Below are 26,190 nucleotides of genomic sequence, written 5' to 3'. Positions count from 1 at the left end.
GCATAATTATGTCACCGGAGCCTGAACAACTCCGGTGACTTCTGCGCTAAACGGGGACGTTTATGCGCACATACAATCCAAACTCTCTTCTCCCTTCACAGATGCAGAAATGCACCTGCAATTCTTTGCATCTAGCGTTTGACCTCTGCGGAGGGGAAGCGTGAACCTCTCACAAGACGGCATCAAATTACATCGCGGCAACTTCACCGCTATCGGTCGGCAGATCCAGCCTTATCTGGAGGAGGGCAAATGCTTTCGCATGGTGCTTAAACCGTGGCGTGAGAAACGCAGTCTTTCCCAGAATGCACTCAGCCACATGTGGTACAGCGAAATCAGTGAATACCTCATCAGCAGGGGTAAAACGTTCGCCACTCCAGCTTGGGTAAAAGATGCTCTCAAACACACATATCTCGGTTATGAAACCAAAGACCTGGTTGATGTCGTAACCGGTGATATCACCACTATCCAGTCGTTACGCCATACCTCCGATCTTGATACCGGAGAGATGTATGTCTTCCTGTGTAAGGTTGAAGCCTGGGCGATGAATATTGGTTGCCACCTGACTATTCCACAGAGCTGCGAGTTCCAGCTGCTGCGCGACAAGCAGGAGGCGTAATGGCTACACCGCTTATTCGTGTCATGAACGGACACATCTACAGAGTACCAAATCGTCGTAAGCGTAAACCTGAGCTGAAGCCATCCGAAATACCAACACTGCTCGGATATACCGCCAGCTTGGTTGATAAAAAATGGTTGCGACTGGCAGCAAGGAGGAGTCATGGCTGATTTGAGAAAAGCAGCGCGTGGTCGGGAATGCCAGGTAAGAATCCCTGGCGTATGTAATGGCAACCCTGAAACGTCTGTACTGGCACATATCCGGCTGACTGGATTGTGCGGCACCGGTACGAAACCGCCAGACCTGATTGCCACCATTGCATGTTCTGCCTGCCACGACGAAATCGACCGCCGCACGCATTTTGTTGACGCTGGATATGCAAAAGAATGCGCGCTGGAAGGTATGGCGAGAACACAGGTTATCTGGCTGAAAGAGGGGGTTATTAAGGCGTGAATACCTACAGCATCACATTACCCTGGCCTCCGAGCAATAATCGCTATTACCGCCATAATCGCGGGCGCACGCACGTCAGCGCAGAGGGGCAGGCATACCGCGATAACGTCGCCCGAATCATTAAAAACGCAATGCTGGATATCGGCCTGGCTATGCCTGTGAAAATCCGCATTGAGTGCCACATGCCGGATCGCCGTCGCCGTGACCTGGATAATCTGCAAAAAGCCGCTTTTGACGCACTCACTAAAGCAGGTTTCTGGCTGGATGATGCTCAGGTCGTTGATTACCGCGTTGTGAAGATGCCTGTTACCAAAGGTGGGAGGCTGGAACTGACCATCACCGAAATGGGGAATGAATGATGTTTGAGTTTAATATGGCAGAACTTCTTCGCCACCGCTGGGGGCGTCTGCGCTTATATCGTTTCCCCGGTTCTGTTTTGACCGATTACCGAATACTGAAGAATTACGCCAAAACCCTGACAGGAGCAGGAGTATGAAGTCAGAGATAACAATCAACTAATACTGTTTTGTTGATTTTTGCTTGTAATTGGCGTTCTGGTCTGATTTTTGTGGAGTAAGTTGATGCGTGATATTCAGATGGTTCTTGAGCGTTGGGGAGCGTGGGCGGCTAATAATCATGAAGATGTGACCTGGTCGTCCATTGCCGCCGGTTTTAAGGGATTAATTACTTCAAAAGTAAAATCTCGCCCGCAATGTTGTGACGATGACGCGATGATCATTTGCGGGTGCATGGCCCGTCTGAAAAAGAACAACAGCGATTTGCACGATTTATTAGTAGATTATTATGTAGTCGGTATGACATTCATGTCACTGGCAGGTAAGCATTGCTGCTCTGATGGTTATATCGGGAAAAGGTTACAGAAGGCTGAGGGCATAATTGAAGGGATGTTAATGGCATTAGATATCCGGTTAGAGATGGATATCGTTGTTAATAACTCTAATTAATATGCCAATTGTTTACTAAAAATTATTAAAAATGGGGCGTTGAGACGCCCCCAAAAATAAAGGGTAATATATAACAGAAGGTTTATATAGTTAGAAGCAAGGTTGTGCTTCTAAAGGAAGTGGCTTGAGGGAGCCACTTATATGTTGGGGAGGCAACGCCTCCCGCAACATATCTTTTTCGTAATCAGATTAGAACTGGTAAACCAGACCTACAGCAACGATGTCATCAGTGCTTACACCGAGTGCTTTAGGGAAGGTGCGAATAAGCGGGGAAATTCTTCTCGGCTGACTCAGTCATTTCATTTCTTCATGTTTGAGCCGATTTTTTCTCCCGTAAATGCCTTGAATCAGCCTATTTAGACCGTTTCTTCGCCATTTAAGGCGTTATCCCCAGTTTTTAGTGAGATCTCTCCCACTGACGTATCATTTGGTCCGCCCGAAACAGGTTGGCCAGCGTGAATAACATCGCCAGTTGGTTATCGTTTTTCAGCAACCCCTTGTATCTGGCTTTCACGAAGCCGAACTGTCGCTTGATGATGCGAAATGGGTGCTCCACCCTGGCCCGGATGCTGGCTTTCATGTATTCGATGTTGATGGCCGTTTTGTTCTTGCGTGGATGCTGTTTCAAGGTTCTTACCTTGCCGGGGCGCTCGGCGATCAGCCAGTCCACATCCACCTCGGCCAGCTCCTCGCGCTGTGGCGCCCCTTGGTAGCCGGCATCGGCTGAGACAAATTGCTCCTCTCCATGCAGCAGATTACCCAGCTGATTGAGGTCATGCTCGTTGGCCGCGGTGGTGACCAGGCTGTGGGTCAGGCCACTCTTGGCATCGACACCAATGTGGGCCTTCATGCCAAAGTGCCACTGATTGCCTTTCTTGGTCTGATGCATCTCCGGATCGCGTTGCTGCTCTTTGTTCTTGGTCGAGCTGGGTGCCTCAATGATGGTGGCATCGACCAAGGTGCCTTGAGTCATCATGACGCCTGCTTCGGCCAGCCAGCGATTGATGGTCTTGAACAATTGGCGGGCCAGTTGATGCTGCTCCAGCAGGTGGCGGAAATTCATGATGGTGGTGCGGTCCGGCAAGGCGCTATCCAGGGATAACCGGGCAAACAGACGCATGGAGGCGATTTCGTACAGAGCATCTTCCATCGCGCCATCGCTCAGGTTGTACCAATGCTGCATGCAGTGAATGCGTAGCATGGTTTCCAGCGGATAAGGTCGCCGGCCATTACCAGCCTTGGGGTAAAACGGCTCGATGACTTCCACCATGTTTTGCCATGGCAGAATCTGCTCCATGCGGGACAAGAAAATCTCTTTTCTGGTCTGACGGCGCTTACTGCTGAATTCACTGTCGGCGAAGGTAAGTTGATGACTCATGATGAACCCTGTTCTATGGCTCCAGATGACAAACATGATCTCATATCAGGGACTTGTTCGCACCTTCCTTAGCGTGGAAAGATTTGTGTAGTGTTCTGAATGCTCTCAGTAAATAGTAATGAATTATCAAAGGTATAGTAATATCTTTTATGTTCGTGGATATTTGTAATCCATCGGAAAACTCCTGCTTTAGCAAGATTTTCCCTGTATTGCTGAAATGTGATTTCTCTTGATTTCAACCTATCATAGGACGTTTCTATAAGATGCGTATTTCTTGAGAATTTAACATTTACAACCTTTTTAAGTCCTTTTATTAACACGGTGTTATCGTTTTCTAACACAATGTGAATATTATCTGTGGCTAGATAGTAAATATAATGTGAGACATTGTGACGTTTTAGTTCAGAATAAAACAATTCACAGTTTAAATCTTTTCGCACTTGATCGAATATTTCTTTAAAAATGGCAACCTGAGCCATTGGTAAAACCTTCCATGTGATACGAGGGCGCGTAGTTTGCATTATCGTTTTTATCGCTTCAATCTGGTCTGACCTCTTTGTGTTTTGTTGATGATTTATGTCAAATATTAGGAATGTTTTCAATTAATAGTATTGGTTGCGTAACAAAGTGCGGTCCTGCTGGCATTCTGGAGGGAAATACAACCGACAGATGTATGTAAGGCCAACGTGCTCAAACCTTCATACAGAAAGATTTGAAGTAATATTTTAACCGCTAGATGAAGAGCAAGCGCATGGAGCGACAAAATGAATAAAGAACAATCTGCTGATGATCCCTCCGTGGATCTGATTCGTGTAAAAAATATGCTTAATAGCACCATTTCTATGAGTTACCCTGATGTTGTAATTGCATGTATAGAACATAAGGTGTCTCTGGAAGCATTCAGGGCAATTGAGGCAGCGTTGGTGAAGCACGATAATAATATGAAGGATTATTCCCTGGTGGTTGACTGATCACCATAACTGCTAATCATTCAAACTACTTAACCTGTGACAGAGCCAACACGCAGTCTGTCACTGTCAGGAAAGTGGTAAAACTGCAACTCAATTACTGCAATGCCCTCGTAATTAAGTGAATTTACAATATCGTCCTGTTCGGAGGGAAGAACGCGGGATGTTCATTCTTCATCACTTTTAATTGATGTATATGCTCTCTTTTCTGACGTTAGCCTCCGACGGCAGGCTTCAATGACCCAGGCTGAGAAATTCCCGGACCCTTTTTGCTCAAGAGCGATGTTAATTTGTTCAATCATTTGGTTAGGAAAGCGGATGTTGCGGGTTGTTGTTCTGCGGGTTCTGTTCTTAGTTGACATGAGGTTGCCCCGTATTCAGTGTCGCTGATTTGTATTGTCTGAAGTTGTTTTTACGTTAAGTTGATGCAGATCAATTAATACGATACCTGCGTCATAATTGATTATTTGACGTGGTTTGATGGCGTAGATGCACGTTGTGACATGTAGATGATAATTATTATCATTTTGTGGGTCCTTTCCGGCGATCCGACAGGTTACGGGGCGGCGACCTCGCGGGTTTTCGCTATTTATGAAAATTTTCCGGTTTAAGGTGTTTCCGTTCTTCTTCGTCGTAACTTAATGTATTTATTTAAAATACCCCCTGAAAAGAAAGGAAACGACAGGTGCTGAAAGCGAGCTTTTTGGCCTCTGTCGTTTCCTTTCTCTGTTTTTGTCCGTGGAATGTGCAATGGAAGTCAACAAAAAGCAGCTGGCTGACATTTTCGGTGCGAGTATCCGTACCATTCAGAACTGGCAGGAACAGGGAATGCCCGTTCTGCGAGGCGGTGGCAAGGGTAATGAGGTGCTTTATGACTCTGCCGCCGTCATAAAATGGTATGCCGAAAGGGATGCTGAAATTGAGAACGAAAAGCTGCGCCGGGAGGTTGAAGAACTGCTGCAGGCCAGCGAGACAGATCTCCAGCCAGGGACTATTGAGTACGAACGCCATCGACTTACGCGTGCGCAGGCCGATGCACAGGAGCTGAAAAATGCCAGAGACTCCGCTGAAGTGGTGGAAACCGCATTCTGTACTTTCGTGCTGTCGCGGATCGCAGGTGAAATTGCCAGTATTCTCGACGGGATCCCCCTGTCGGTGCAGCGGCGTTTTCCGGAACTGGAAAACCGACATGTTGATTTCCTGAAACGGGATATCATCAAAGCCATGAACAAAGCAGCCGCGCTGGATGAACTGATACCGGGGTTGCTGAGTGAATATATCGAACAGTCAGGTTAACAGGCTGCGGCATTTTGTCCGCGCCGGGCTTCGCTCACTGTTCAGGCCGGAGCCACAGACCGCCGTTGAATGGGCGGATGCTAATTACTATCTCCCGAAAGAATCCGCATACCAGGAAGGGCGCTGGGAAACACTGCCCTTTCAGCGGGCCATCATGAATGCGATGGGCAGCGACTACATCCGTGAGGTGAATGTGGTGAAGTCTGCCCGTGTCGGTTATTCCAAAATGCTGCTGGGTGTTTATGCCTACTTTATAGAGCATAAGCAGCGCAACACCCTTATTCCAGCTGGCTTCGTGGCTGTTTTCAACAGTGATGAGTCATCGTGGCATCTCGTTGAAGATCATCGGGGTAAAACGGTTTATGACGTAGCGTCAGGGGACGCGTTATTTATTTCTGAACTCGGTCCGTTACCGGAAAATGTTACCTGGTTATCGCCGGAAGGGGAGTTTCAGAAGTGGAACGGTACAGCCTGGGTGAAAGATGCAGAAGCAGAAAAACTGTTCCGGATTCGGGAGGCGGAAGAAACAAAAAACAGCCTGATGCAGGTAGCCAGTGAGCATATTGCGCCACTTCAGGATGCTGTAGATCTGGAAATCGCAACGGAGGAAGAAACCTCATTGCTGGAAGCCTGGAAAAAATATCGGGTGTTGCTGAACCGTGTTGATACATCAACTGCACCTGATATTGAGTGGCCTACGAACCCTGTCAGGGAGTAATCATTGGGATTATGCCGCAGCACGTCTTAAGCAAGAACATGCTGCGGTTGGATGCTATTTTTTTCCTGAAGCGGAAAACATTACTACAGTACCTTGAACCTTGGTTTTAACATTCTCGAAATGCTCTGAGAGTATATGTGTTAAGCCTTCTTCGGAATCTTTTGTGTTTGAAAAGATGCCTTTCTGATTGTAAATGCGCATCAGTTTTTGACCGAAGCTATTGTGCACAACTCCATCGCCAAGAATTGTGGCTCCGTATAGAGTTCCATCGTCAGTTAAGGCCTGCGCCGCATTGCGTATTACACAGCTTTTTGTAGATATATTTCCAGGCAGGCAGTGAAGAAGGTAAGACATGGAAATGGAATCAAATTGACCATGTAACGCCGCGGGATAAGGTTCAAAAACATCATGGCTAATTTTATGTTTAATTTTTGATTCCCCAGCCCTTGTAGATGCCGCGTTCAGGCTAGCTTCGTTCAAATCCATTAAAGATATCAGATTACTCTCAGGTACGTGAGTAAGGTAAAACCCAGTTCCAACACCAATATCCAGATGGTTGTTACCTAAATGTTCCAGAAAGTGTGGAAGAAGGTGTTCCTTTGTAGGACATCCCCATGCAAGCCGATTTGATACTCCCAAAACCCACCAGTCATAAAGCTTTAGGGTAAGTGGTGTGTAAATTCTAGCCCCATCATCTGTGTTTTTTTATTAATTTCACCATGTTATAGTTTTATTTGTGAATTAAATCAATTATGGCAATGAATTACAAGGGGTTAAATGCTGCCGCAGCATAGCGATATTGAAATAGCCTGGTATGCTTCAATACAGCAGGAGCCGAATGGCTGGAAGACCGTCACCACACAGTTCTACATCCAGGAATTCAGTGAGTATATTGCGCCACTGCAGGATGCTGTAGATCTGGAAATCGCAACGGAGGAAGAAAGATCGTTGCTGGAAGCCTGAAAAAAGTATCGGGTGCTGCTAAACCGTGTGGACACTTCCGTAGCACCAGATATCGAGTGGCTTATTCAACCATAATAAACAGTATGTATATCATAGGTTATTAATTGTGAGTTTTTTCGGTGTGTTATTTGTTTGTTTGATGTTATGCTTTTGCGCCCCAAAAGGTTGTTTAGATGTATTTTATCAATTGATTTTCAATATCGTTTAATAAAGAAAAATTAAGCAAGCTGGATGTTGGTTTTTTGTTAATTGAATGGTTCTAATAATGTTTTTTTACTGTTGTTGAATGTGACTTGATAAGAAATGCAAGTAAAAATGATACTCTTTTTATTTTAAATTCAAACGGTTGACATATATATAGCAAGAGGTTTCAGGTGCGTTGTAGTGAGTTTATGTTAATAAAAAGCATAGTAAGCGTTGAAAAATGTAACTTTGAAATAAGTTAGAATAAAAAACAACATACATATAATAATTTAATCTTAAATGAAATTTATTAAAATTTGCAAACTATAATTTTGTGTATAAAAATATAAATGCACATCATCCTGATTATGATTGTGTATTTAATTGGTTGTTATTTGACTACTATCAACTTGTTTTAATTTTATGATAGGTGCAAGATGGATTATGTTTGCTCCGTAGTTTTCATCTGTCAATCATTTGATTTAATTATAAACAGGAGAGTTATCTCGTTCAAAAAAAATTCATTGTTTATTGTAAGCGACAAAATTAGAAGGGAGTTACCAGTATGCCCCTCTAAACTAAGAATTGTTGATATAGATAAGAAAACATGTTTATCCTTTTTTATCGACGTGAATAATGAGCTGCCTGGCAAATTTACTCTTGATAAGAATGGCTATATTGCTGAAGAGGAACCTCCATTATCGCTTGTTTTTTCTCTGTTTGAAGGGATTAAAATAGCAGACTCACACTCCCTTTGGTTAAAAGAAAGACTATGTATATCCTTACTTGCCATGTTCAAAAAACGCGAAAGTGTAAATTCATTTATACTAACAAATATAAATACATTTACCTGTAAAATTACTGGAATAATCAGTTTTAATATTGAGCGGCAATGGCATTTAAAAGATATTGCGGAATTGATTTATACGAGTGAAAGTTTAATAAAAAAAAGATTAAGGGATGAAGGAACGTCATTTACTGAAATATTGAGAGATACTAGGATGAGGTATGCAAAAAAACTCATAACTTCAAACTCTTATTCTATCAATGTCGTAGCCCAGAAATGTGGCTATAACAGTACTTCATATTTCATATGTGCATTTAAAGATTATTATGGTGTCACGCCATCTCATTATTTTGAGAAAATAATCGGCGTCACAGATGGAATAAACAAAACAATTGACTGATAATGTTTATTACAAGTTGTCTACATGTTAATTATAATATTATACAGCGTTTTTTTTGATGTGATATTCTGGAACCATTAATTTGTAATTGGGTTGCTGTCGCCTATTTTATACATACTATAATTGATGGTTTTCTATGTGATTTAGTTAATAACCTTCTGGGTTTATTTTAAGGGTTAATTGTTACATTGAAATGGCTAGTTATTCCCCGGGGCGATTTTCACCTCGGGGAAATTTTAGTTGGCGTTCTTAAAATGTGTACTTAAGACCAGCAGTAGTGATGAAGTTATAGTTTTCTATACCTGCTCCATTTTTGCTGTAGTCTGAAGTGTTATTATTGTGATCATAAAGTGAAGTATTACCTTTTTTATTCGTAACCCGATTCCATGCGCCTTCAACATAAACTTTTGCGTTAGGTGTGACGTAATAACCTGCATTGACTGCAACAGAATAGTAATTTTGGTCTTTGACCTTACTGCGATAAGTGATTCTTTTTCCCGGGTCATAGTGTTCATCGTTATCAGATGATTCCACCCAGCCGCTGTATTTAAATGTGCCACCGAGTTCAAAATCTTCATAACGATAACTTCCAGTCAAGCCAATGTAGGGCATTTTAAAACGTTGTTTGTAGCCGATTGCTCTTTCTCCATTCGGGAAGGAGCCGATATCATCTCTGAATCCCTCCTCAGAACTGTAGATATAGGAACCACCTCTGGCTGTAAAGCTATAACGGCTTTCCTGATATCCGGCCATGAGTCCCAGGCGGTAATTGGGTTCGTTGAGGAGCCAGCCTTTGATATTCAGATCAAATTCGTTGGCATAATTGAGTTGTGTATCAGGGTGTCTACTTTCATCCGTCCAGGTTCCGGGGTTACTGGAATCCATCCAGTCCTGATCGACCATATTGCCACCTCGGCTGCCGAGAGTTGTCCAGCCAGCAGCCCCGATAGATATCTGGGGCATCAAATCCCAATTAATTGCACCTTTAATAATTGCAGCGTTATTGAATTTCCAGTCGAGTTGACTGACTTTTCGGCCTCCTTCTTCGGCTAGATAAACACGCTCTTTTGTTTTTCCGCTCAGAGTTCCAAGACTAATGTCCGCATTTATGTTGTCAGGAGTAAACGATAAAGTCTCGGTAGAAGCAAAAGAGCTGATCGCAATAGGGGTTGTCAGGACTATTCCCAGAAGTTTCGCCCGCATAAAAGTTCTCCATTCAATCGTTTTAATGATTGAATATGTATTTTTTATATCTAACTTAATGAGTCAATTACATATTGCTCCACTGTTTATATTTTGTTTAGTATTGAATGATTATCACAATGCGCTATCTGTTTTTGGTTTAATTATCTGTTATTGTTTCATATTTCGGTTTTACTGTGTGGTTTTTTTATGCTTTTGTGGTGCTTTTATCTATTTAAGTGCCATGCCTTTAGAGGCATATAAGCGAAAATAGCATGAGGTTTATCCTCAATTACTATGTTTTTTAGTACAAAAAAGAGGGACAAAACTGAGACACATAAGGCCTCGCAATGGCTTGCAAGGCTTTACATGTTTTGAGGTAGTGGGACGTGTGAGCGCAGAGATGGCGCGGTAAGTTGTTGACTTAAAATGTCGTTCTAGGAACTTCTAAGTCGTGGGCCGCAGGTTCGAATCCTGCAGGGCGCGCCATTTCTTCCTCATTTATGCCCGTCTTATCCGTTTCCGCTTTGCCCTTCACCACATCACTTTTTGTCGCTGTTTGGCGAGATAATTCAACGGTGTCAGGCCGTAAAACGCCTTAAAAACAGAGATAAAGTACGACGTGCTGCTATAGCCACATAATTGCGCCACCTGAGTGATATTTTTGTTATCCATCAATAACATCTGTACGGCGTAACGCATACGACACTCTGTGACAATCTGGCTATAGCTGGTATTTTCGTTTTTTAATTTCTTTTTGAGCAGGCTGGGGCTTAAACATAGCGAACTGGCGACAATTCGCAGATTCCAGTAATGCTGAATATCGCTTTGAATAATGCGGCAGACGCTGTCGCGGACGCTGCTGCGTAAGATATACATCAGTAGGGCAATAAACCGCGATTGCTCAAGAAAGTTAGACAATACGGTAAAAAGCAATGCGCGCGTCAACTCCGCTTCGCAGGGTCTGCTGGGTTGCTGCTTGCTGTGGTTGGCGGCTAGCCGGAACACTTCCGGTGTACGGCTATGACAAGCGATAACCGGGGTTGCCAGCCGCGACCAGGGCTTTACACAGGTTAAGTTCTTATTTAAAAACAACAGATAATCGTTGATGATGTTACGGTTGATGTGGGTGATTAATACGTGATTTAACGTTGAGAGTTCAATGACGTTATTGTTGCACGCGAAGGCGGCCAGGTAGTTTTTCGGAAGGGTAAACGTAGCATGGTTATTGACGCTTACCTCTACCTCTTTTTCGGTCAGGATCACCACGCAAGGTTCACTGCTGCTCAATTGCATTTCGCACTCCTCAGATATCAGAAACTCCGCTCAAAGGATCTATGCTTCCTGCATGAGTGATCGGCCCGTTCGCCGATAACGATCTTCTTTCTTTAGCACGCTTTTTAGCAATTAATCTTGATGGAATTCTGATGAGAGCGAAAGAGGTAAGCCAGGTCGTACCCGACTTACCTGGAGGAGATTTAATACTCGAGAATGCCGTGCGCGACGGGCAAATAGCGCAGAGAGAAATAGAGAGTGTCTTTACCGCAAGAGGAACGTTTCGCTAACAGCGAGGCAATTTCTGCGTCCGGTTTCGGTTTCGCTGTAAAGGTTTTGCCTTTGCCGGCGACAAAAAGTTCATAAACAACGCCGCTGGCAGGGGCGGGACTTTGGCAATCGGCGCTGGCCTGTAAATAACGTTCACGCTGTTCAGCGGTCAGTTTATCCACGCCGCTGCCATCCTGTACCCAGACATTAACGCCGGTTGCTTTAACGTGTTCCAGCAGTTGGCGATAGCCATCGGGCGACATGTTTCCGGCGAAAAAACTACTGATATAAACCGGTTTTGCTGAAACATCGCTAATCAGCCGCTGCGCGTTGTTTAACCATGTTAGCAAAGGCTGACGGGCGGCTTCGCTGCGCCAGTTCAGGTCGTCAATTTCCGCGCTGATGTACCAGCCATCCGGCGTTATGCCAGGCGCGGCGCTCCATAATCTGGCTTGCTGGAGATCGGCAGCCAGCAGGCGATTAAGATAGCTTTCCAGCGCTGCGGACGACTGTTTCTGGTGCATAAAAAATTCCGGATCGGCGTTCAGCCCGACAATAAGCTTCAGACCAGCCTGTTGCGCAGCTGCGGCCCGCTTAAACAATAACGTGCGCTGTTCTGGCTGGGTAAATGCATCGCCGTAACGGGTCCATTGCAAAACAAGGGTATCGAAGCCTTGCAAACGTAACTGACTCATCAGCCCCTGCCACTGGGTATCGGTAACCTGACTATCTCGGTTTTGTGGTTGCCAGATAATACCTTTCATCGCAAAGGAAAAAGGGCTGACCAAAAGCAGTGTCAGCAATACGAAAATGAACTTACGCATTTACCAGTGCACTCCAATGGTGAGAAACGCGTTGTTGCGCTCTCCGTTACGTTGATTAATCGCCTTAAAGGTATGTTGATACTCGACGCCGAGACTGACTTTGTGCGGCCAGGCGTCGTAGTGCGTCTCGCCGGTCCAGATATTCCAGCGGACCCCGACTCCGCCAAGCTGCGCGCCCTGAGTGCCTTTATCACGATAGCCGTTGTCCTGAACGTGAGCGTAAGGCTCAATAGTCTGTCCGTTAGCTACCTTCTGATGCCAGCTGACGCGATAATCTGCCGTCCACGCCTGAATATCCTGGCGGATATATTGCGCCGCATCGAGGTACAGGTTTTGGGCAAACCAGCCTGAACCGTTCGGGTGCCATTCGTCGCTGTATTTGCCGCCATTAAAGAATGAGGCGCTGGCGCGCAGCATGGTATCGGATGCGCCATTTTGGCCGTTCAGCGGCAACTGCTGTTCGACGGCGATGAAAAAGATCTGATCGCGCAGCGGCTTCCAGCGCAGACCGGTGCCGGACATCGGATTTTTCACCGGCATCATCACCCCGTTTTCTCCGGTATCGGCAAAGACGCGGCTATAAACTGAGAGCAGGTCGCCTTCCAGCAGCATATTGCGTCCGATGCGGTACTCGGCTTCCAGTTGTCCGTAGCTACGATAGCTTTTCCCTGGCGCTGCGCCGCCGACATTATTGTTAGCGGTACTCATTGCGCCGGAACGCAAGCCGATGGAAGAATCGAAACTGAACGTCCAGCGGCGACCGACCTCCTCATGCAAACGGCGGAAATTGAAGCGTTGTTGATTTTGTTCTGGGGTCAGTGGGGTTATCAGCGCCTGATTATCAATGTCATCAATCACCAGCCGGGCGTAGTGCTGCGTCGCAGGCATGTCATCCAGACGCTGGTTCACGTAGGCCAGTTGTCGGATCAGTGCCGGATCGTCCGGAAGCCCTTTATGCGCCGGTTCGAGCATTTCCCGCGACTGTGCGATATCACCGCTATCCCACAAGGCGTAACCAAGCGCTGCCTGGGTGTTGCTATTATTCGGTTCCAGTTCCAGCGCGGCGCGCAAATCACTCACCGCGGCCGGGACATTATGACGTTGGCGATAAATTGTCGCCCGCGCAACGTAAGCGTTGGCAGAAGGCGCAATATTGATTGAGCGCGTGAGATCGTTCAGTGCGAGTTCCGGCTGACCAGGAATGTAACGTTGCGCATGCAGCCACCAGTAGAGGGCATTGCTTCCCAGTCCACGTTTTTCTGCCTGTTGTAGCCAGCGATCGCGAGCCGCACCATTTCCTGCCGCCTGGGCGGTATTGGCAGCAGCAAGCAGATCCTCATTGCTCATGTCGTGAAGACTGATTTTCTGCCAGGCCGCCAGTGCGGTGGCGTAGTCCTCAACCTGATACGCCTGATAGGCTACCGCACGATGTTGCCAGGCGCTCGGTTGTCGTTGTTCGGCCTGAAGCCATGCATACAACGCCACACCGGGTAGCGTGTCCCGATAACACTTTGCCAGACGGTTCCAGGCGGCGGCATCGTAGGAAGGCGACATATCGCCCAGCAAGCGAACTATTGCCGGGCAATTATCTGCAATACCCGGCAACTGACTTTGCCACTGACGTTGCTCCGCCAGCGGTAAGGGTTTCGATAAAATCGCCACCTTCGCCGGCGTTGCCAGGTAAGGATGACTTTCCAGCAGAGACGCCAGTCGCGCCATTAAAGTCTGGCTGACACGCGCATCGCCCTGGAAAGGATAGCGTTGCAGCAATAAATCGGCAGCTTCGCGTGACTGCTCGTTCTGCATCAGTTGCCAGGTTAGTTGATCCAGGCGGGTAAGATTTGCCGGTTCTTGCTGATACAGCAATCGTGCCAGACGCAGAGCTTCAGCCTTGTTACGGGTCGCCACGCTGACAGCATAACGCTCCTCAAGCATTTCATTGGCGGGGAGGGTGGCGAGCAGTTTTTGCGCTGCGTCGTACTGACCTTCTTTTAACAGCACCGGTAGCGTCGCGCCAACAACATACTGGCGGTTGTCGGCAAACTGTACCGTATAATTCGCCAACGCCTGAACGGGGTTAGCGCTGTATTTAGATAACAGATAGAGCCAACTTTTCTCTTGTGCGTCCGTGGTAAATAGTGGCTTATTTTCAATGAGATAATGCTGGAGGCGTGCTTTTTCGCCACGATAAGCCAGCGCGGTCGCGTAAGTAATATATGACTGAGGATCGGTGAAGATCCCCTGTGATTGCAGTGCCAGGATCCGATCGTCCAGCTGCCCGGCAAGAAGCACGTCAAACCACTGACGGCGTTCTGCCGCGCTTAATGTGTTCTGCTGGCGTGCTTCATTGTATAGCGTATCTGCCTGGGACCATTGTTTCAGGTAGATTGCCCGTTGCAGCAGATCGGTTCGCAGCGTTTTTCCTTCCGGCGATGCAGCAAACGTCGCATCGTTCAGTTGCGCTCTGGCGACAGGTAACTGTGCCAGCCGCAGGGCATTCTGCCCGACTTCACTGCGACAACGCAGGGTCGGCGCAGCATCGCACGCTTTTTGCTGGGCAAGCAGTTCTTCAACTGTCGTAACGCTTTTCACTTCAACCGGAATAGCCGCCAGACTGCGCTCAAGTCGGGCATCTCCTGGGTGACGTTTCAGTTGATCCTCAAGCAACAGCCGCGCCCGGTCATCATGACCAAAATGGCGATAGGCTTCCGCAAGGTATAAAGTCAGCGGAATATTATCCGGCACCTGCTGGTGTATATATTCAAATTCGCGGATGGCGGTTGCTTCGTCGTTATTTTTCTGTGCCTTCAGCGCTTTATCGAGACGGGGATAAATAACAAAATGGCGATAATCGCTCAGCCCCAGCTCTTCTGCGCTGGTGCCGATATTGTCTGCGAGTGCGCTGGTACTCAATAAAGACGTCAGCAGTAAACCAGACCATCCGATGACGCGATTAAGGTTATTCTCCTTCATTTTCGGACTCCAGTTGCGCAACCTGTTCTGTGTTTAAACCTGCTTTGAGTAATAGTGATTGCATCGAAACTTGTAATTCGCGTTGAATTGTCAGGACGCGATCCAACGTTTCCTGGCTGATAACGCCTTCGGTGACCAAAAACTTGCCGAGCGGCAGAGAACTGCGTTCATGGCGCAATAACAACACGTTAATTGCTGAACGATTAATATGACCGAGCGTGGTCAGTATTTCGGCGAACAGGAACTGATGCGGCACATATTGCCGCCAGATTTCACCGGCCTGCTGTTCCGTGAGCCACTGATGCTGAACCGCATTGTACAACATTGCCCGCGGATCGTGACCGCGTCGGCGTGCATACCAGTGACGTAACCCTGTGACAATTTGTCCCCGCAGAACAATGACGTAACGCACTTTGCGTCCGACTTTACGCGTCAGGGCCGCCAGCGAAACCGGGTCAATACCATCTTCACTGCCGACAATTAACTCGTCATTTTCCAGACGCAGCGGCAGTACCGCATAATGCAGCGCCACGGAGGCCGGCATTTCGGCAATCAGCGAGGAAGGGATCTGCCAGGCATCGATGGATTCCCACGCCACGCCGTTTTGCTCTGCCAGCGCCTGTGCCAGCTGCTCGGCGCTAATCAGCCCCTGCATCAGCATTGAACCGCCCAGGCGTAGACCTTCGACGCGATTACGCAGTGCTGTATCGAGTTGTTCTTCAGTGATGACCTGATTTTCCAGCAGAATTTGACCTAACGGGCGCAACGAGCGGGTATCGCCAGTCACGCTGGGGAAGTCATGCGTTGTTTTATCCCACGCCACGCGACGTGGATCGCCGTGTTGAAGTACCTGTTTTAGCGCGCGCCAGTTGGCCATGAAGTTAATCAGGTTGCCCCAGAAAAGACGCAGGACGGAAAGCAGCCCCTGCGTCAGGCCGTAGTAGCCAGTAACGAAAATCACCCGCTGCACGATGCGGTTAACCATCAAACCAAAGTTTAGCCACAGCAGGGTCATTAACCATGCGCTGCCGCTGAAAATAGAAAGGAAATGCCAGGCATCGGGCCACAAACTTTCATACGCCAGCAACAGCAAAAGCTGGATCATCACCAGCATCGCGAGGAAGCTGACAAAGTTACTGATTGCCCCTTTGCGGTCGCGCCAGAGAAAGTAGTTCAGCGTCAGGCTGGAGGTCCATTTATGGGTTTTAAAGCCTTGGAAAACAATGCCGATGATCCAGCGGGATTTTTGTCGAACCGCAGTCGAAAAGGTATCGGGGAAATATTCGCGCACGCAGATCATGTTTGATGTCCGCGCGTGCTGTAAAAATTTACGCTGCTCGCGTTCTTTGGCTTCGTCCACCACCGGAAAACGGACAAAAATTTCCGTCATACCTTTTTCTTTCAGGCGGAAGCCAATGTCGTAATCTTCAGTAAGACTCTGCACGTCGAAAGCAATACCGTCACCGTCAGCTAACAGTGCGGTCACGGCGCGGCGGCTGAAACAGGTGCCGACGCCTGCGCTGGGCACTTGTCCGGCGAGGGCTTCACGCACCGGAACATCTTTGCCATGCAGCTCTGAAAACTCATCAATGTAAGTCATGCTGGTGAAGTGCGTCCATTCGCGTTCGAACGGATACACCGGGATCTGAATCAGATCTTTACGCTCGACCAGATAGTTGAACAGACGCAATTCCATCGGTGAAATCACATCTTCGGCGTCATGCAGAATAAAACCAGCAAAAGCGAAATTGGCGCTACGCTCAAATTGGGTGATGGCGTCCAGCACGTTGTTCAGACAGTCGGCTTTGCTGGTGGGGCCAGGACGCGCGCAGACTACCTTATGCACATTCGGGAAGCGAGCGCACACTTCGTCAACATCACGCTGAGTATCGGGGTCGTTGGGGTAGGTGCCAACAAAGATATGATAGTTTTCGTAGTCGAGCGTGGTCGCCGCCAGCTCGGCCATATTGCCGATGACGCCCGTTTCATTCCACGCCGGAACCATAATCGCTAACGGTTTTTCATCTGGTTTATACAGTTCGCGGTAACTCATTCGCGGGTAGCGGCGATAAACACTCAACTTGCGTTTAATGCGGCGTACCCAGTAGACGACATCAATAAAAAAATCGTCCAGCCCGCTGATGAACATGATGACCGCTAACGTTATCGCGATTACTTTTAAGCCGTAGAGCCAGGTAGCAAAAACATCAAGAAGCCAGTCCACACAAAAACCTTACATTAACGCTGGTTATGTTTAGGGTGGCGTATATTAAGGTTTTTTATGAATTGTGACAGCTTTTTACCATTAATAGGTATGACTATTGCGGCACGTTATTTTTACACTGGTTATAAAAGTTGCCGTTTGCTGAAGGATTAAGCGGGTAATGTGATAACAAACCTTGTCCCCCGCGCATCCGACGTTACCGCAACCGTGCCTTTATGCGCGACAACAATCGATTTCACTATCGCCAGGCCAATACCGCTACCTTCACCTTTTCGCTGGCGGGAGGGGTCAACGCGATAGAAACGGTCAAACAATCGCGGTAAGTGCTCGGGCGCAATGGGCGTACCGGGGTTTTCGACGATAACTTGCACCAGGTGATCGACCGTCTGACAGCGCACTACAATTGTCTCTCCGGTTGGCGTATAACGCAGGGCGTTCGAAAGCAGGTTGCTTAGCGCCCGACGCAGCATCAGCGGATCGCCCGCGACCTGACACTTGTCGCCAACAAACCGCAACTCCACGCCGCGATCTTCCGCTAACGCCTCGAAAAAATCGAACACTTTGCCGACTTCATCCGCCAGGTTGAGCATTTTCTTTTCGGGGATTAGCTGGTTGTTATCGGCCTGAGCGAGAAACAGCATATCGCTGACCATTTTCGCCATTCGCGTCAGCTCTTCGAGATTAGAGTAGAGCACATCTTCCAGCTCCTTCTGGCTGCGCGACTGGCTGAGGGCGATTTCGGTTTGCGTTATGAGATTCGTAATTGGTGTGCGAATTTCGTGAGCGATATCCGCTGAGAAATTGGACTGGCGGGTAAAGACATCCTCAATACGCTCGATCATATGGTTGAACGACAGTACCAGCTGTTCCAGCTCAATGGGCACGGTCTGCGGGTCGAGGCGAACGTCGAGATCTTTCGAGGTAATATTCTGGATTTGACGGCTGACGCTGCGGATCGGCGCGTGACCTTTATGTACCGCCAACAGTACGATAAAGACGATCAGGATGCTGATTACCGATGCGGTCATAATAAGTTTATTCATCAAATCATTTATGTAATGAAGATGAAAATCGATCGAAAGCGCGATGTAGAGCGTATAAATCGGTTTGCCGTCCACCAACGGGCCAACCGGCAAGTTAATCATCCGCCAGTTGCTGTGTTCCATATGCCCGTGACCGTGGCCTGGCATCATCATCGTCGGGCCGGAAAGGAGATACACCTCGCCACCCTGAGCGTCTTTATCGGGTATGGCGTCACGCGTAAACTCGCGGATATCCGGCGCACCGGGGGAGTGATACACCGTTTTACCCTGACTATCTGCCAGGGAAATCAACACATTGGAATAACCACTGACGATATCTTCCAGCGTCATTAAGCGTCGGGCTTGCGTTTCGTCAGGGTGATTTAGTACCCGTTCAAGGGTGGCGCTAATCTCTTTTAAATCATTAATATCCTGCTCGGCAAAATGAACTTTTACTGAGTGGATCATGATCCATGCAAAGGCGAAAAACGCCGCGATGGTGGCCAGGCTGATAAAAAAGGTCAGGCGGGTTGCCAGCGAAAACGGGCGCTGAAATGGCTTACTGACCATCCGGCACCTCAAGCATGTAACCCACGCCGCGCACGGTCTGAATTAGCTTCGGCTCAAAGTCGTTGTCGATTTTGCCGCGCAGCCGCTTCACCGCCACATCAATAGCATTGGTATCGCTGTCAAAATTCATGTCCCATACCTGCGAGGCGATAAGCGAGCGGGGCAGCACTTCGCCCTGATGGCGAAGGAAGAACTCCAGCAGAGTAAACTCTTTACTGGTCAAAGTGATGCGCGTGCCGCTGCGGGTGACTTTGCGGCTGACGAGATCGACCATCAAATCGGCAACCTGAAACTGACTTTCGATAATCACCGCCGCCCCGCGCCGCAGTAATGTGCGCACCCGCGCCAGCAGTTCAGCAAAAGCGAATGGCTTCACCAGGTAGTCATCTGCCCCCAACTCCAGCCCCTTGACGCGATGTTCAATGGTGCCAAGCGCGGTAAGCAACAGAATCGGCATCCCTTTATTGGCGGAGCGTAACATGCGCACGATATCCCAGCCGTTCACGTCCGGCAGCATAATATCGAGGATTATCAGATCATAATCACCGGTCATCGCCAGATGGTAGCCATTCAGCCCGTTGTCGGCCAAATCGACCACAAAACCGGCTTCGGTTAACCCTTTGGTCAAGTATTCTCCGGTTTTCTTTTCATCTTCGACAATCAACAGTTTCATATTTCCTCCGCATGTTGCCCGGGCAATTCTAGAGTAGCGGGATCAGATGGCAATCGCTTATTGGCAAAATGACAATTTTGTCATTTTTCTGTCACCGGAAAATCAGAGCCTGGCGAGTAAAGTTGGCGGCATAAAATCACCAGAAATTATGAGCCTATGTCTCCTTGTAAACTTCTGCCATTTTGTGTGGCCCTTGCGCTAACCGGTTGTTCACTGGCACCGGATTATCAGCGTCCGGCAATGCCCGTGCCGCAGCAGTTCTCACTCAGCCAGAACGGCCTGGTTAACGCAGCAGATAACTATCAGAACGCGGGCTGGCGCACCTTTTTTGTTGATAATCAGGTGAAGACGCTGATTAGCGAGGCGCTGGTGAATAATCGGGATTTGCGCATGGCGACGCTGAAAGTGCAGGAGGCACGGGCGCAATATCGTCTGACCGATGCCGACCGCTACCCACAGCTCAATGGCGAGGGCAGCGGCAGCTGGAGCGGTAATCTTAAAGGGAATACCGCCACGACACGGGAGTTTTCGACCGGCCTTAACGCCAGCTTTGACCTCGATTTTTTCGGTCGCTTAAAGAACATGAGCGAAGCCGAGCGACAAAATTATTTAGCCACTGAGGAAGCTCAGCGCGCGGTGCATATTCTGCTGGTTTCTAATGTCGCGCAAAGCTATTTCAATCAGCAACTGGCGTATGCGCAATTGCAAATAGCCGAAGAAACGCTGCGTAATTATCAGCAGTCATATGCGTTTGTCGAAAAACAACTGTTGACAGGTAGCAGTAATGTTCTGGCGCTGGAACAGGCTCGCGGGGTGATAGAAAGTACCCGCAGCGACATCGCTAAACGTCAGGGGGAACTGGCGCAGGCGAATAATGCATTGCAACTGTTGCTGGGAAGCTACGGCAAGCTGCCGCAAGCGCAGACAGTAAACAGCGACAGCCTGCAAAGCGTTAAATTACCGGCGGGATTGTCGTCGCAAATCTTATTGCAGCGCCCGGATATTATGGAAGCTGAACACGCGTTAATGGCGGCTAATGCCAATATTGGCGCTGCACGCGCGGCATTTTTTCCGTCTATAAGCCTGACCAGCGGAATATCGACCGCCAGTAGCGATCTATCGTCATTATTTAACGCCAGCAGCGGGATGTGGAATTTTATACCCAAAATTGAGATCCCCATTTTTAATGCCGGACGCAACCAGGCCAATCTGGATATCGCCGAAATTCGCCAGCAGCAGTCGGTGGTGAATTATGAACAGAAAATCCAGAACGCCTTTAAAGAAGTGGCAGATGCGCTGGCATTACGTCAAAGCCTGAACGATCAAATTAGCGCCCAGCAGCGTTATCTGGCATCGCTGCAAATTACTTTGCAACGGGCGCGGGCATTATATCAGCACGGCGCAGTAAGTTATCTGGAAGTGCTGGATGCCGAGCGTTCTTTATTTGCAACCCGACAAACTTTACTTGATCTGAATTATGCCCGTCAGGTTAACGAAATTTCTTTGTATACCGCACTTGGTGGCGGTTGACAGCAATATACTCGTCATACTTCAAGTTGCATGTGCTGCGTCTGCGTTCGCTCACCCCAGTCACTTACTTATGTAAGCTCCTGGGGATTCACTCGCTTGTCGCCTTCCTGCAACTCGAATTATTTAGAGTATGACTTTTAACTCCAGGAGAGAATAAATGAAAAAAGCACTGCAAGTCGCAATGTTCAGTCTGTTTACCGTTATTGGCTTTAATGCCCAGGCTAACGAACATCATCATGAAACCATGAGCGAAGCACAACCACAGGTTATTAGCGCCACTGGCGTGGTAAAGGGTATCGATCTGGAAAGCAAAAAAATCACCATCCATCACGATCCGATTGCTGCCGTGAACTGGCCGGAGATGACCATGCGCTTTACCATCACCCCGCAGACGAAAATGAGTGAAATTAAAACCGGCGACAAAGTGGCGTTTAATTTTGTCCAGCAGGGCAACCTTTCTTTATTACAGGATATTAAAGTCAGCCAGTAACCCAGGTTTAATGAGATGAAAAAAATCGCGCTTATTATCGGCAGCATGATCGCGGGCGGTATTATTTCTGCGGCAGGTTTTACCTGGGTTGCAAAGGCGGAACCGCCTGCAGAAAAAACGTCGACCGCAGAACGTAAAATCTTATTCTGGTACGACCCAATGTATCCCAATACGCGGTTCGATAAACCAGGTAAATCGCCGTTTATGGATATGGATCTGGTGCCGAAATATGCCGATGAAGAGAGTTCTGCGTCTGGTGTGCGCATTGACCCGACTCAGACGCAGAATCTGGGGGTGAAAACGGCTACCGTCACGCGCGGACCGCTGACTTTTGCCCAGAGTTTCCCGGCGAATGTCAGTTACAACGAGTATCAGTATGCCATTGTGCAGGCTCGCGCTGCCGGGTTTATCGACAAGGTGTATCCGCTTACCGTGGGCGATAAAGTACAAAAGGGCACACCGCTTCTCGACCTGACCATTCCTGACTGGGTGGAAGCGCAGAGTGAGTATTTACTGCTGCGCGAAACCGGCGGTACGGCGACCCAGACTGAAGGCATTCTTGAGCGGCTGCGACTGGCGGGAATGCCGGAGGCGGATATTCGCCGCCTGATCGCCACGCAAAAAATCCAGACTCGCTTTACGCTCAAAGCGCCCATTGATGGCGTGATCACCGCGTTTGATCTGCGCGCGGGAATGAATATCGCCAAAGATAACGTGGTAGCGAAAATTCAGGGTATGGACCCGGTGTGGGTCACTGCTGCGATCCCGGAGTCTATCGCCTGGCTGGTGAAAGATGCCTCGCAGTTTACCCTCACCGTTCCGGCGCGACCGGATAAAACACTCACCATCCGCAAATGGACGCTGCTACCTGGCGTGGATGCCGCGACCCGCACGCTGCAGCTGCGTCTGGAAGTCGACAACGCCGACGAGGCGCTAAAACCGGGCATGAACGCCTGGTTGCAACTCAACACCGCCAGCGAACCGATGCTGCTCATTCCGTCACAAGCGCTGATTGATACCGGCAGCGAACAGCGGGTGATTACCGTTGATGCCGACGGGCGCTTTGTACCGAAACGCGTTGCTGTTTTCCAGGCATCGCAAGGCGTCACCGCATTACGCTCTGGTCTGGCGGAAGGTGAAAAGGTGGTTTCCAGCGGCCTGTTCCTGATTGATTCCGAAGCCAATATTTCTGGCGCACTGGAGCGGATGCGCTCTGAAAGTGCTACCCATGCGCATTGAGGGAATAACCAATGATTGAATGGATTATTCGTCGCTCGGTGGCGAACCGTTTTTTGGTGCTGATGGGCGCGTTGTTTCTGAGCATCTGGGGCACCTGGACCATCATTAATACGCCAGTGGATGCGCTGCCGGATCTCTCCGATGTGCAGGTTATTATTAAAACCAGCTATCCCGGTCAGGCACCACAAATCGTTGAAAATCAGGTGACTTATCCGCTAACCACCACCATGTTGTCGGTGCCTGGCGCGAAGACTGTGCGCGGTTTCTCACAGTTTGGCGACTCTTATGTGTATGTCATTTTCGAAGATGGCACCGATCCGTACTGGGCGCGTTCGCGGGTGCTGGAGTACCTCAACCAGGTACAGGGTAAGCTGCCTGCGGGAGTCAGCGCCGAGCTGGGGCCAGATGCCACGGGTGTTGGCTGGATCTATGAATATGCACTGGTGGATCGCAGCGGTAAGCACGATCTGGCCGATTTACGCTCATTACAGGACTGGTTTCTCAAATATGAGCTGAAAACCATCCCTGACGTTGCGGAAGTGGCGTCGGTGGGCGGTGTGGTGAAAGAGTATCAGGTGGTTATCGATCCCCAGCGCCTGGCGCAGTATGGCATCAGTCTCGCCGAAGTAAAAAGCGCGCTGGATGCTTCAAACCAGGAAGCGGGCGGTTCGTCGATCGAACTGGCGGAAGCGGAATATATGGTGCGCGCCAGCGGCTATCTGCAAACGCTCGACGACTTTAATCACATCGTTTTAAAAGCCAGTGAAAATGGCGTGCCCGTTTATCTGCGCGATGTTGCGAAGGTCCAGATTGGCCCGGAGATGCGCCGGGGCATTGCCGAACTAAACGGCGAAGGCGAAGTGGCGGGCGGGGTGGTGATCCTGCGATCCGGCAAAAACGCCCGAGAAGTGATCGCCGCCGTGAAGGACAAACTGGAAACGCTGAAAAGTAGTCTGCCGGAAGGCGTGGAGATAGTTACAACATACGATCGCAGCCAGCTCATTGACCGCGCCATCGACAACCTCAGCGGCAAGTTGCTGGAAGAGTTTATTGTGGTGGCGGTAGTCTGTGCGCTGTTTCTCTGGCATGTGCGCTCGGCGCTGGTGGCGATTATTTCGTTGCCGCTGGGGTTGTGTATTGCTTTTATTGTCATGCACTTCCAGGGACTGAATGCCAATATTATGTCGTTGGGTGGCATTGCGATTGCCGTCGGGGCGATGGTCGATGCTGCTATCGTCATGATCGAGAATGCGCATAAACGGCTGGAAGAGTGGCAGCACCAGCATCCTGACGCCACGCTGGATAATAAAACGCGCTGGCAGGTGATCACCGATGCGTCTGTTGAAGTGGGGCCGGCGCTATTTATCAGTCTGCTGATTATCACGTTGTCGTTTATCCCGATCTTCACCCTGGAAGGGCAGGAAGGGCGTCTGTTTGGCCCGTTGGCGTTCACCAAAACGTATGCGATGGCGGGTGCGGCGCTGCTGGCGATCGTAGTGATCCCGATCCTGATGGGCTACTGGATCCGTGGCAAAATTCCGCCGGAAAGCAGTAACCCGCTCAATCGCTTTTTGATTCGTGTTTATCATCCGCTGTTGCTGAAAGTACTGCACTGGCCGAAAACCACGCTGCTGGTGGCGGCGCTTTCGGTGCTGACGGTTCTCTGGCCGCTCAATAAAGTTGGCGGGGAATTTTTACCGCAGATCAATGAAGGCGACTTGTTGTATATGCCATCGACGCTGCCGGGGATTTCCGCAGCAGAGGCGGCGAGTATGCTGCAAAAAACCGACAAGCTAATTATGAGCGTACCTGAAGTGGCGCGGGTATTTGGCAAAACCGGGAAAGCGGAAACCGCCACCGATTCTGCTCCGCTGGAGATGGTAGAAACGACCATCCAGCTTAAGCCGCAGGAGCAGTGGCGGCCAGGCATGACGATGGACAAAATCATTGAGGAACTGGATAACACCGTGCGGCTGCCGGGGCTGGCGAATCTGTGGGTGCCGCCAATTCGTAACCGTATCGATATGCTCTCAACCGGCATTAAAAGCCCCATCGGCATTAAAGTTTCCGGCACTGTGCTGGCGGATATCGACGCGATGGCTGAGCAAATTGAAGAAGTAGCGCGAACGGTGCCAGGCGTAGCTTCTGCGCTTGCCGAGCGGCTGGAAGGTGGGCGCTATATCAACGTTGAGATTAACCGTGAAAAAGCCGCACGTTACGGTATGACGGTGGCGGATGTGCAGTTGTTTGTGACTTCTGCGGTGGGCGGGGCGATGGTTGGCGAAACGGTGGAAGGGATTGCCCGTTATCCAATTAATCTGCGTTATCCGCAAAGCTGGCGCGATAGTCCGCAGGCACTGCGCCAGCTGCCGATCCTGACGCCGATGAAGCAGCAAATCACCCTGGCAGACGTGGCCGACATTAAAGTCTCTACCGGACCGTCGATGCTGAAAACCGAGAATGCGCGCCCGACGAGCTGGATTTATATCGATGCCCGCGATCGTGACATGGTGTCGGTGGTTCACGATTTGCAAAAAGCGATAGCTGAAAAAGTGCAGTTAAAACCGGGCACCAGCGTGGCATTCTCCGGGCAGTTCGAGCTACTGGAGCGCGCCAACCATAAGCTTAAACTCATGGTGCCGATGACGTTGATGATTATCTTCGTGCTGTTGTATCTGGCGTTCCGTCGGGTGGGCGAAGCGTTGCTGATTATCAGCAGCGTACCGTTTGCGCTGGTGGGCGGCATCTGGTTGCTGTGGTGGATGGGCTTTCATCTTTCCGTGGCGACGGGCACTGGCTTTATCGCCCTCGCCGGGGTCGCCGCCGAATTTGGCGTGGTGATGCTGATGTATTTACGTCACGCCATAGAGGCCGTGCCGTCGTTGAATAATCCACAAACATTCAGCGAGCAGAAGCTGGATGAGGCGTTATATCACGGCGCGGTCCTGCGCGTGCGCCCGAAAGCGATGACGGTGGCGGTGATTATCGCCGGTCTGCTGCCGATTCTGTGGGGAACGGGGGCTGGTTCAGAGGTGATGAGCCGGATTGCCGCGCCGATGATTGGCGGCATGATCACCGCACCTTTGCTGTCGCTGTTTATTATCCCGGCGGCGTATAAGCTGATGTGGCTGCACCGACATCGGGTACGGAAATAAAAGCAGGATACCCCGTTTAACCGTGTGGATTGTGTC

General features: G+C 49.1%; 25 protein-coding genes and 4 pseudogenes. 18 read left to right on the top strand and 11 right to left on the bottom strand.

Going from position 1 to position 26,190, the window contains the following annotated elements; genetic code table 11:
• Positions 1-62: 62 nt before the first annotated feature.
• The 7 genes from KXD89_RS16065 to quuD all read left to right on the top strand — a co-directional run bounded on the left by KXD89_RS16065 (position 63) and on the right by quuD (position 2,034).
• Positions 63-164 (top strand): hypothetical protein, encoded by a 102-nt coding sequence (locus tag KXD89_RS16065; protein WP_001303586.1) that lies wholly within the window; start codon positions 63-65, stop codon positions 162-164.
• Positions 161-616 carry a DNA base-flipping protein YbcN gene (ybcN, locus tag KXD89_RS16060; protein ID WP_001054340.1) on the top strand — a complete coding sequence of 152 codons (456 nt, stop codon included), beginning with the start codon at positions 161-163 and terminating at the stop codon, positions 614-616. Before KXD89_RS16065 ends, ybcN begins: the two co-directional genes overlap by 4 nt.
• Positions 616-786 (top strand): protein NinE from lambdoid prophage DLP12, encoded by a 171-nt coding sequence (locus KXD89_RS16055; protein ID WP_000224915.1) that lies wholly within the window; start codon positions 616-618, stop codon positions 784-786. The genes ybcN and KXD89_RS16055 overlap by 1 nt, the downstream gene beginning before the upstream one ends.
• Complete coding sequence (locus KXD89_RS16050) at positions 779-1,069, top strand: DUF1364 domain-containing protein (RefSeq protein ID WP_000774486.1); 291 nt, start codon at positions 779-781, stop codon at positions 1,067-1,069. The genes KXD89_RS16055 and KXD89_RS16050 overlap by 8 nt, the downstream gene beginning before the upstream one ends.
• A complete protein-coding gene (gene rusA, locus KXD89_RS16045) occupies positions 1,066-1,428 on the top strand; it encodes a crossover junction endodeoxyribonuclease RusA (RefSeq protein WP_001099712.1) in 363 nt (120 codons plus the stop codon). The genes KXD89_RS16050 and rusA overlap by 4 nt, the downstream gene beginning before the upstream one ends.
• Positions 1,425-1,565: a YlcG family protein gene (locus KXD89_RS16040; protein WP_000971055.1), complete on the top strand. Its 141-nt coding sequence runs from the start codon at positions 1,425-1,427 to the stop codon at positions 1,563-1,565. Before rusA ends, KXD89_RS16040 begins: the two co-directional genes overlap by 4 nt.
• Positions 1,566-1,650: 85 nt before the next feature.
• The gene (gene quuD / locus KXD89_RS16035; protein ID WP_001204791.1) at positions 1,651-2,034 is read left to right on the top strand and encodes an antitermination protein QuuD; all 384 of its coding nucleotides are present in this window, start codon (positions 1,651-1,653) and stop codon (positions 2,032-2,034) included.
• 397 nt (positions 2,035-2,431) lie between these two features.
• Here quuD and KXD89_RS16030 read toward each other — a convergent pair whose 3' ends face one another.
• Together KXD89_RS16030 and KXD89_RS16025 are read right to left on the bottom strand one after the other, a co-directional pair.
• Positions 2,432-3,412, bottom strand: a complete 981-nt coding sequence (locus KXD89_RS16030; RefSeq protein ID WP_000019403.1) for an IS5-like element IS5 family transposase — start codon at positions 3,410-3,412, stop codon at positions 2,432-2,434.
• 68 nt (positions 3,413-3,480) lie between these two features.
• The gene (locus tag KXD89_RS16025) at positions 3,481-3,891 is read right to left on the bottom strand and encodes a DUF1398 domain-containing protein (RefSeq protein WP_000079503.1); all 411 of its coding nucleotides are present in this window, start codon (positions 3,889-3,891) and stop codon (positions 3,481-3,483) included.
• 285 nt (positions 3,892-4,176) lie between these two features.
• Here KXD89_RS16025 and ybcW point away from each other — a divergent pair, with 285 nt between their 5' ends.
• Positions 4,177-4,383, top strand: a complete 207-nt coding sequence (ybcW, locus tag KXD89_RS16020; protein ID WP_001031427.1) for a protein YbcW — start codon at positions 4,177-4,179, stop codon at positions 4,381-4,383.
• Between the two features lie 164 nt (positions 4,384-4,547).
• Here the strand turns inward: ybcW and KXD89_RS16015 are convergent, their stop codons facing one another.
• Positions 4,548-4,742: a YlcI/YnfO family protein gene (locus KXD89_RS16015; protein ID WP_001421937.1), complete on the bottom strand. Its 195-nt coding sequence runs from the start codon at positions 4,740-4,742 to the stop codon at positions 4,548-4,550.
• 388 nt (positions 4,743-5,130) lie between these two features.
• Here KXD89_RS16015 and KXD89_RS16010 point away from each other — a divergent pair, with 388 nt between their 5' ends.
• The 4 genes and pseudogenes from KXD89_RS16010 (at position 5,131) to KXD89_RS22495 (ending at position 6,504) form a co-directional block, all read left to right on the top strand.
• A complete protein-coding gene (locus tag KXD89_RS16010; protein ID WP_000453566.1) occupies positions 5,131-5,676 on the top strand; it encodes a DNA-packaging protein in 546 nt (181 codons plus the stop codon).
• Positions 5,651-5,959, top strand: a pseudogene (locus KXD89_RS16005) (phage terminase large subunit family protein); the annotation flags it as partial. The gene KXD89_RS16010 and the pseudogene KXD89_RS16005, both read left to right, overlap by 26 nt.
• Positions 5,957-6,394: pseudogene (locus KXD89_RS16000) on the top strand (tail fiber assembly protein); the annotation flags it as partial. The pseudogenes KXD89_RS16005 and KXD89_RS16000, both read left to right, overlap by 3 nt.
• A complete protein-coding gene (locus KXD89_RS22495) occupies positions 6,367-6,504 on the top strand; it encodes a nucleocapsid protein (protein WP_071592174.1) in 138 nt (45 codons plus the stop codon). The pseudogene KXD89_RS16000 and the gene KXD89_RS22495, both read left to right, overlap by 28 nt.
• Here the strand turns inward: KXD89_RS22495 and KXD89_RS15995 are convergent.
• Positions 6,449-7,115: pseudogene (locus KXD89_RS15995) on the bottom strand (class I SAM-dependent methyltransferase). The gene KXD89_RS22495 and the pseudogene KXD89_RS15995 overlap by 56 nt on opposite strands.
• A 149-nt stretch (positions 7,116-7,264) precedes the next feature.
• Between KXD89_RS15995 and KXD89_RS22325 the strand changes: the two are divergent.
• Positions 7,265-7,432 (top strand): annotated as a pseudogene (locus KXD89_RS22325) (tail fiber assembly protein); the annotation flags it as partial.
• A 545-nt stretch (positions 7,433-7,977) separates the two neighbouring features.
• Positions 7,978-8,727 carry a DNA-binding transcriptional activator AppY gene (gene appY, locus KXD89_RS15985; RefSeq protein WP_000386784.1) on the top strand — a complete coding sequence of 250 codons (750 nt, stop codon included), beginning with the start codon at positions 7,978-7,980 and terminating at the stop codon, positions 8,725-8,727.
• Positions 8,728-8,976: 249 nt separating this feature from the next.
• On the opposite strand, the gene ompT is transcribed toward appY, so the two are convergent.
• The 7 genes from ompT to cusR form a co-directional block, all read right to left on the bottom strand.
• Positions 8,977-9,930, bottom strand: a complete 954-nt coding sequence (ompT, locus tag KXD89_RS15980; RefSeq protein WP_001201845.1) for an omptin family outer membrane protease OmpT — start codon at positions 9,928-9,930, stop codon at positions 8,977-8,979.
• Between the two features lie 513 nt (positions 9,931-10,443).
• Positions 10,444-11,205 carry a DNA-binding transcriptional regulator EnvY gene (gene envY / locus KXD89_RS15975; protein WP_001177471.1) on the bottom strand — a complete coding sequence of 254 codons (762 nt, stop codon included), beginning with the start codon at positions 11,203-11,205 and terminating at the stop codon, positions 10,444-10,446.
• A gap of 182 nt (positions 11,206-11,387) precedes the next feature.
• A complete protein-coding gene (locus tag KXD89_RS15970) occupies positions 11,388-12,278 on the bottom strand; it encodes a DUF4434 family protein (RefSeq protein WP_001224604.1) in 891 nt (296 codons plus the stop codon).
• Positions 12,279-15,251, bottom strand: coding sequence for a bacteriophage adsorption protein NfrA (gene nfrA / locus KXD89_RS15965; protein ID WP_000662357.1), 2,973 nt, complete (start codon positions 15,249-15,251; stop codon positions 12,279-12,281). It lies immediately after the preceding gene.
• Positions 15,238-17,475 (bottom strand): cyclic di-3',5'-guanylate-activated glycosyltransferase NrfB, encoded by a 2,238-nt coding sequence (nrfB, locus tag KXD89_RS15960; protein WP_000383932.1) that lies wholly within the window; start codon positions 17,473-17,475, stop codon positions 15,238-15,240. Before nrfB ends, nfrA begins: the two co-directional genes overlap by 14 nt.
• Before the next feature lie 149 nt (positions 17,476-17,624).
• Positions 17,625-19,067: a Cu(+)/Ag(+) sensor histidine kinase CusS gene (gene cusS, locus KXD89_RS15955; protein WP_000253839.1), complete on the bottom strand. Its 1,443-nt coding sequence runs from the start codon at positions 19,065-19,067 to the stop codon at positions 17,625-17,627.
• A complete protein-coding gene (gene cusR, locus KXD89_RS15950) occupies positions 19,057-19,740 on the bottom strand; it encodes a copper response regulator transcription factor CusR (RefSeq protein ID WP_000770953.1) in 684 nt (227 codons plus the stop codon). Before cusR ends, cusS begins: the two co-directional genes overlap by 11 nt.
• A gap of 156 nt (positions 19,741-19,896) precedes the next feature.
• Here cusR and cusC point away from each other — a divergent pair, with 156 nt between their 5' ends.
• The 4 genes from cusC to cusA all read left to right on the top strand — a co-directional run bounded on the left by cusC (position 19,897) and on the right by cusA (position 26,154).
• A complete protein-coding gene (cusC, locus tag KXD89_RS15945) occupies positions 19,897-21,270 on the top strand; it encodes a Cu(+)/Ag(+) efflux RND transporter outer membrane channel CusC (protein ID WP_000074234.1) in 1,374 nt (457 codons plus the stop codon).
• A 157-nt stretch (positions 21,271-21,427) separates the two neighbouring features.
• The gene (gene cusF / locus KXD89_RS15940) at positions 21,428-21,760 is read left to right on the top strand and encodes a Cu(+)/Ag(+) efflux RND transporter periplasmic metallochaperone CusF (protein WP_000709870.1); all 333 of its coding nucleotides are present in this window, start codon (positions 21,428-21,430) and stop codon (positions 21,758-21,760) included.
• A 15-nt stretch (positions 21,761-21,775) separates the two neighbouring features.
• Complete coding sequence (gene cusB / locus KXD89_RS15935; protein WP_000717157.1) at positions 21,776-22,999, top strand: Cu(+)/Ag(+) efflux RND transporter periplasmic adaptor subunit CusB; 1,224 nt, start codon at positions 21,776-21,778, stop codon at positions 22,997-22,999.
• Positions 23,000-23,010: 11 nt separating this feature from the next.
• Entirely contained in the window at positions 23,011-26,154 is a 3,144-nt protein-coding gene (gene cusA / locus KXD89_RS15930; protein ID WP_000573945.1) for a Cu(+)/Ag(+) efflux RND transporter permease subunit CusA, read from the top strand.
• The last annotated feature ends 36 nt before the right edge of the window (positions 26,155-26,190 follow it).

The sequence above is a fragment of the Escherichia sp. TC-EC600-tetX4 genome (assembly GCF_019356055.1).
In the GTDB taxonomy this organism is placed as follows: domain Bacteria; phylum Pseudomonadota; class Gammaproteobacteria; order Enterobacterales; family Enterobacteriaceae.
This window is presented reverse-complemented; position numbering and strand designations above follow the sequence as displayed.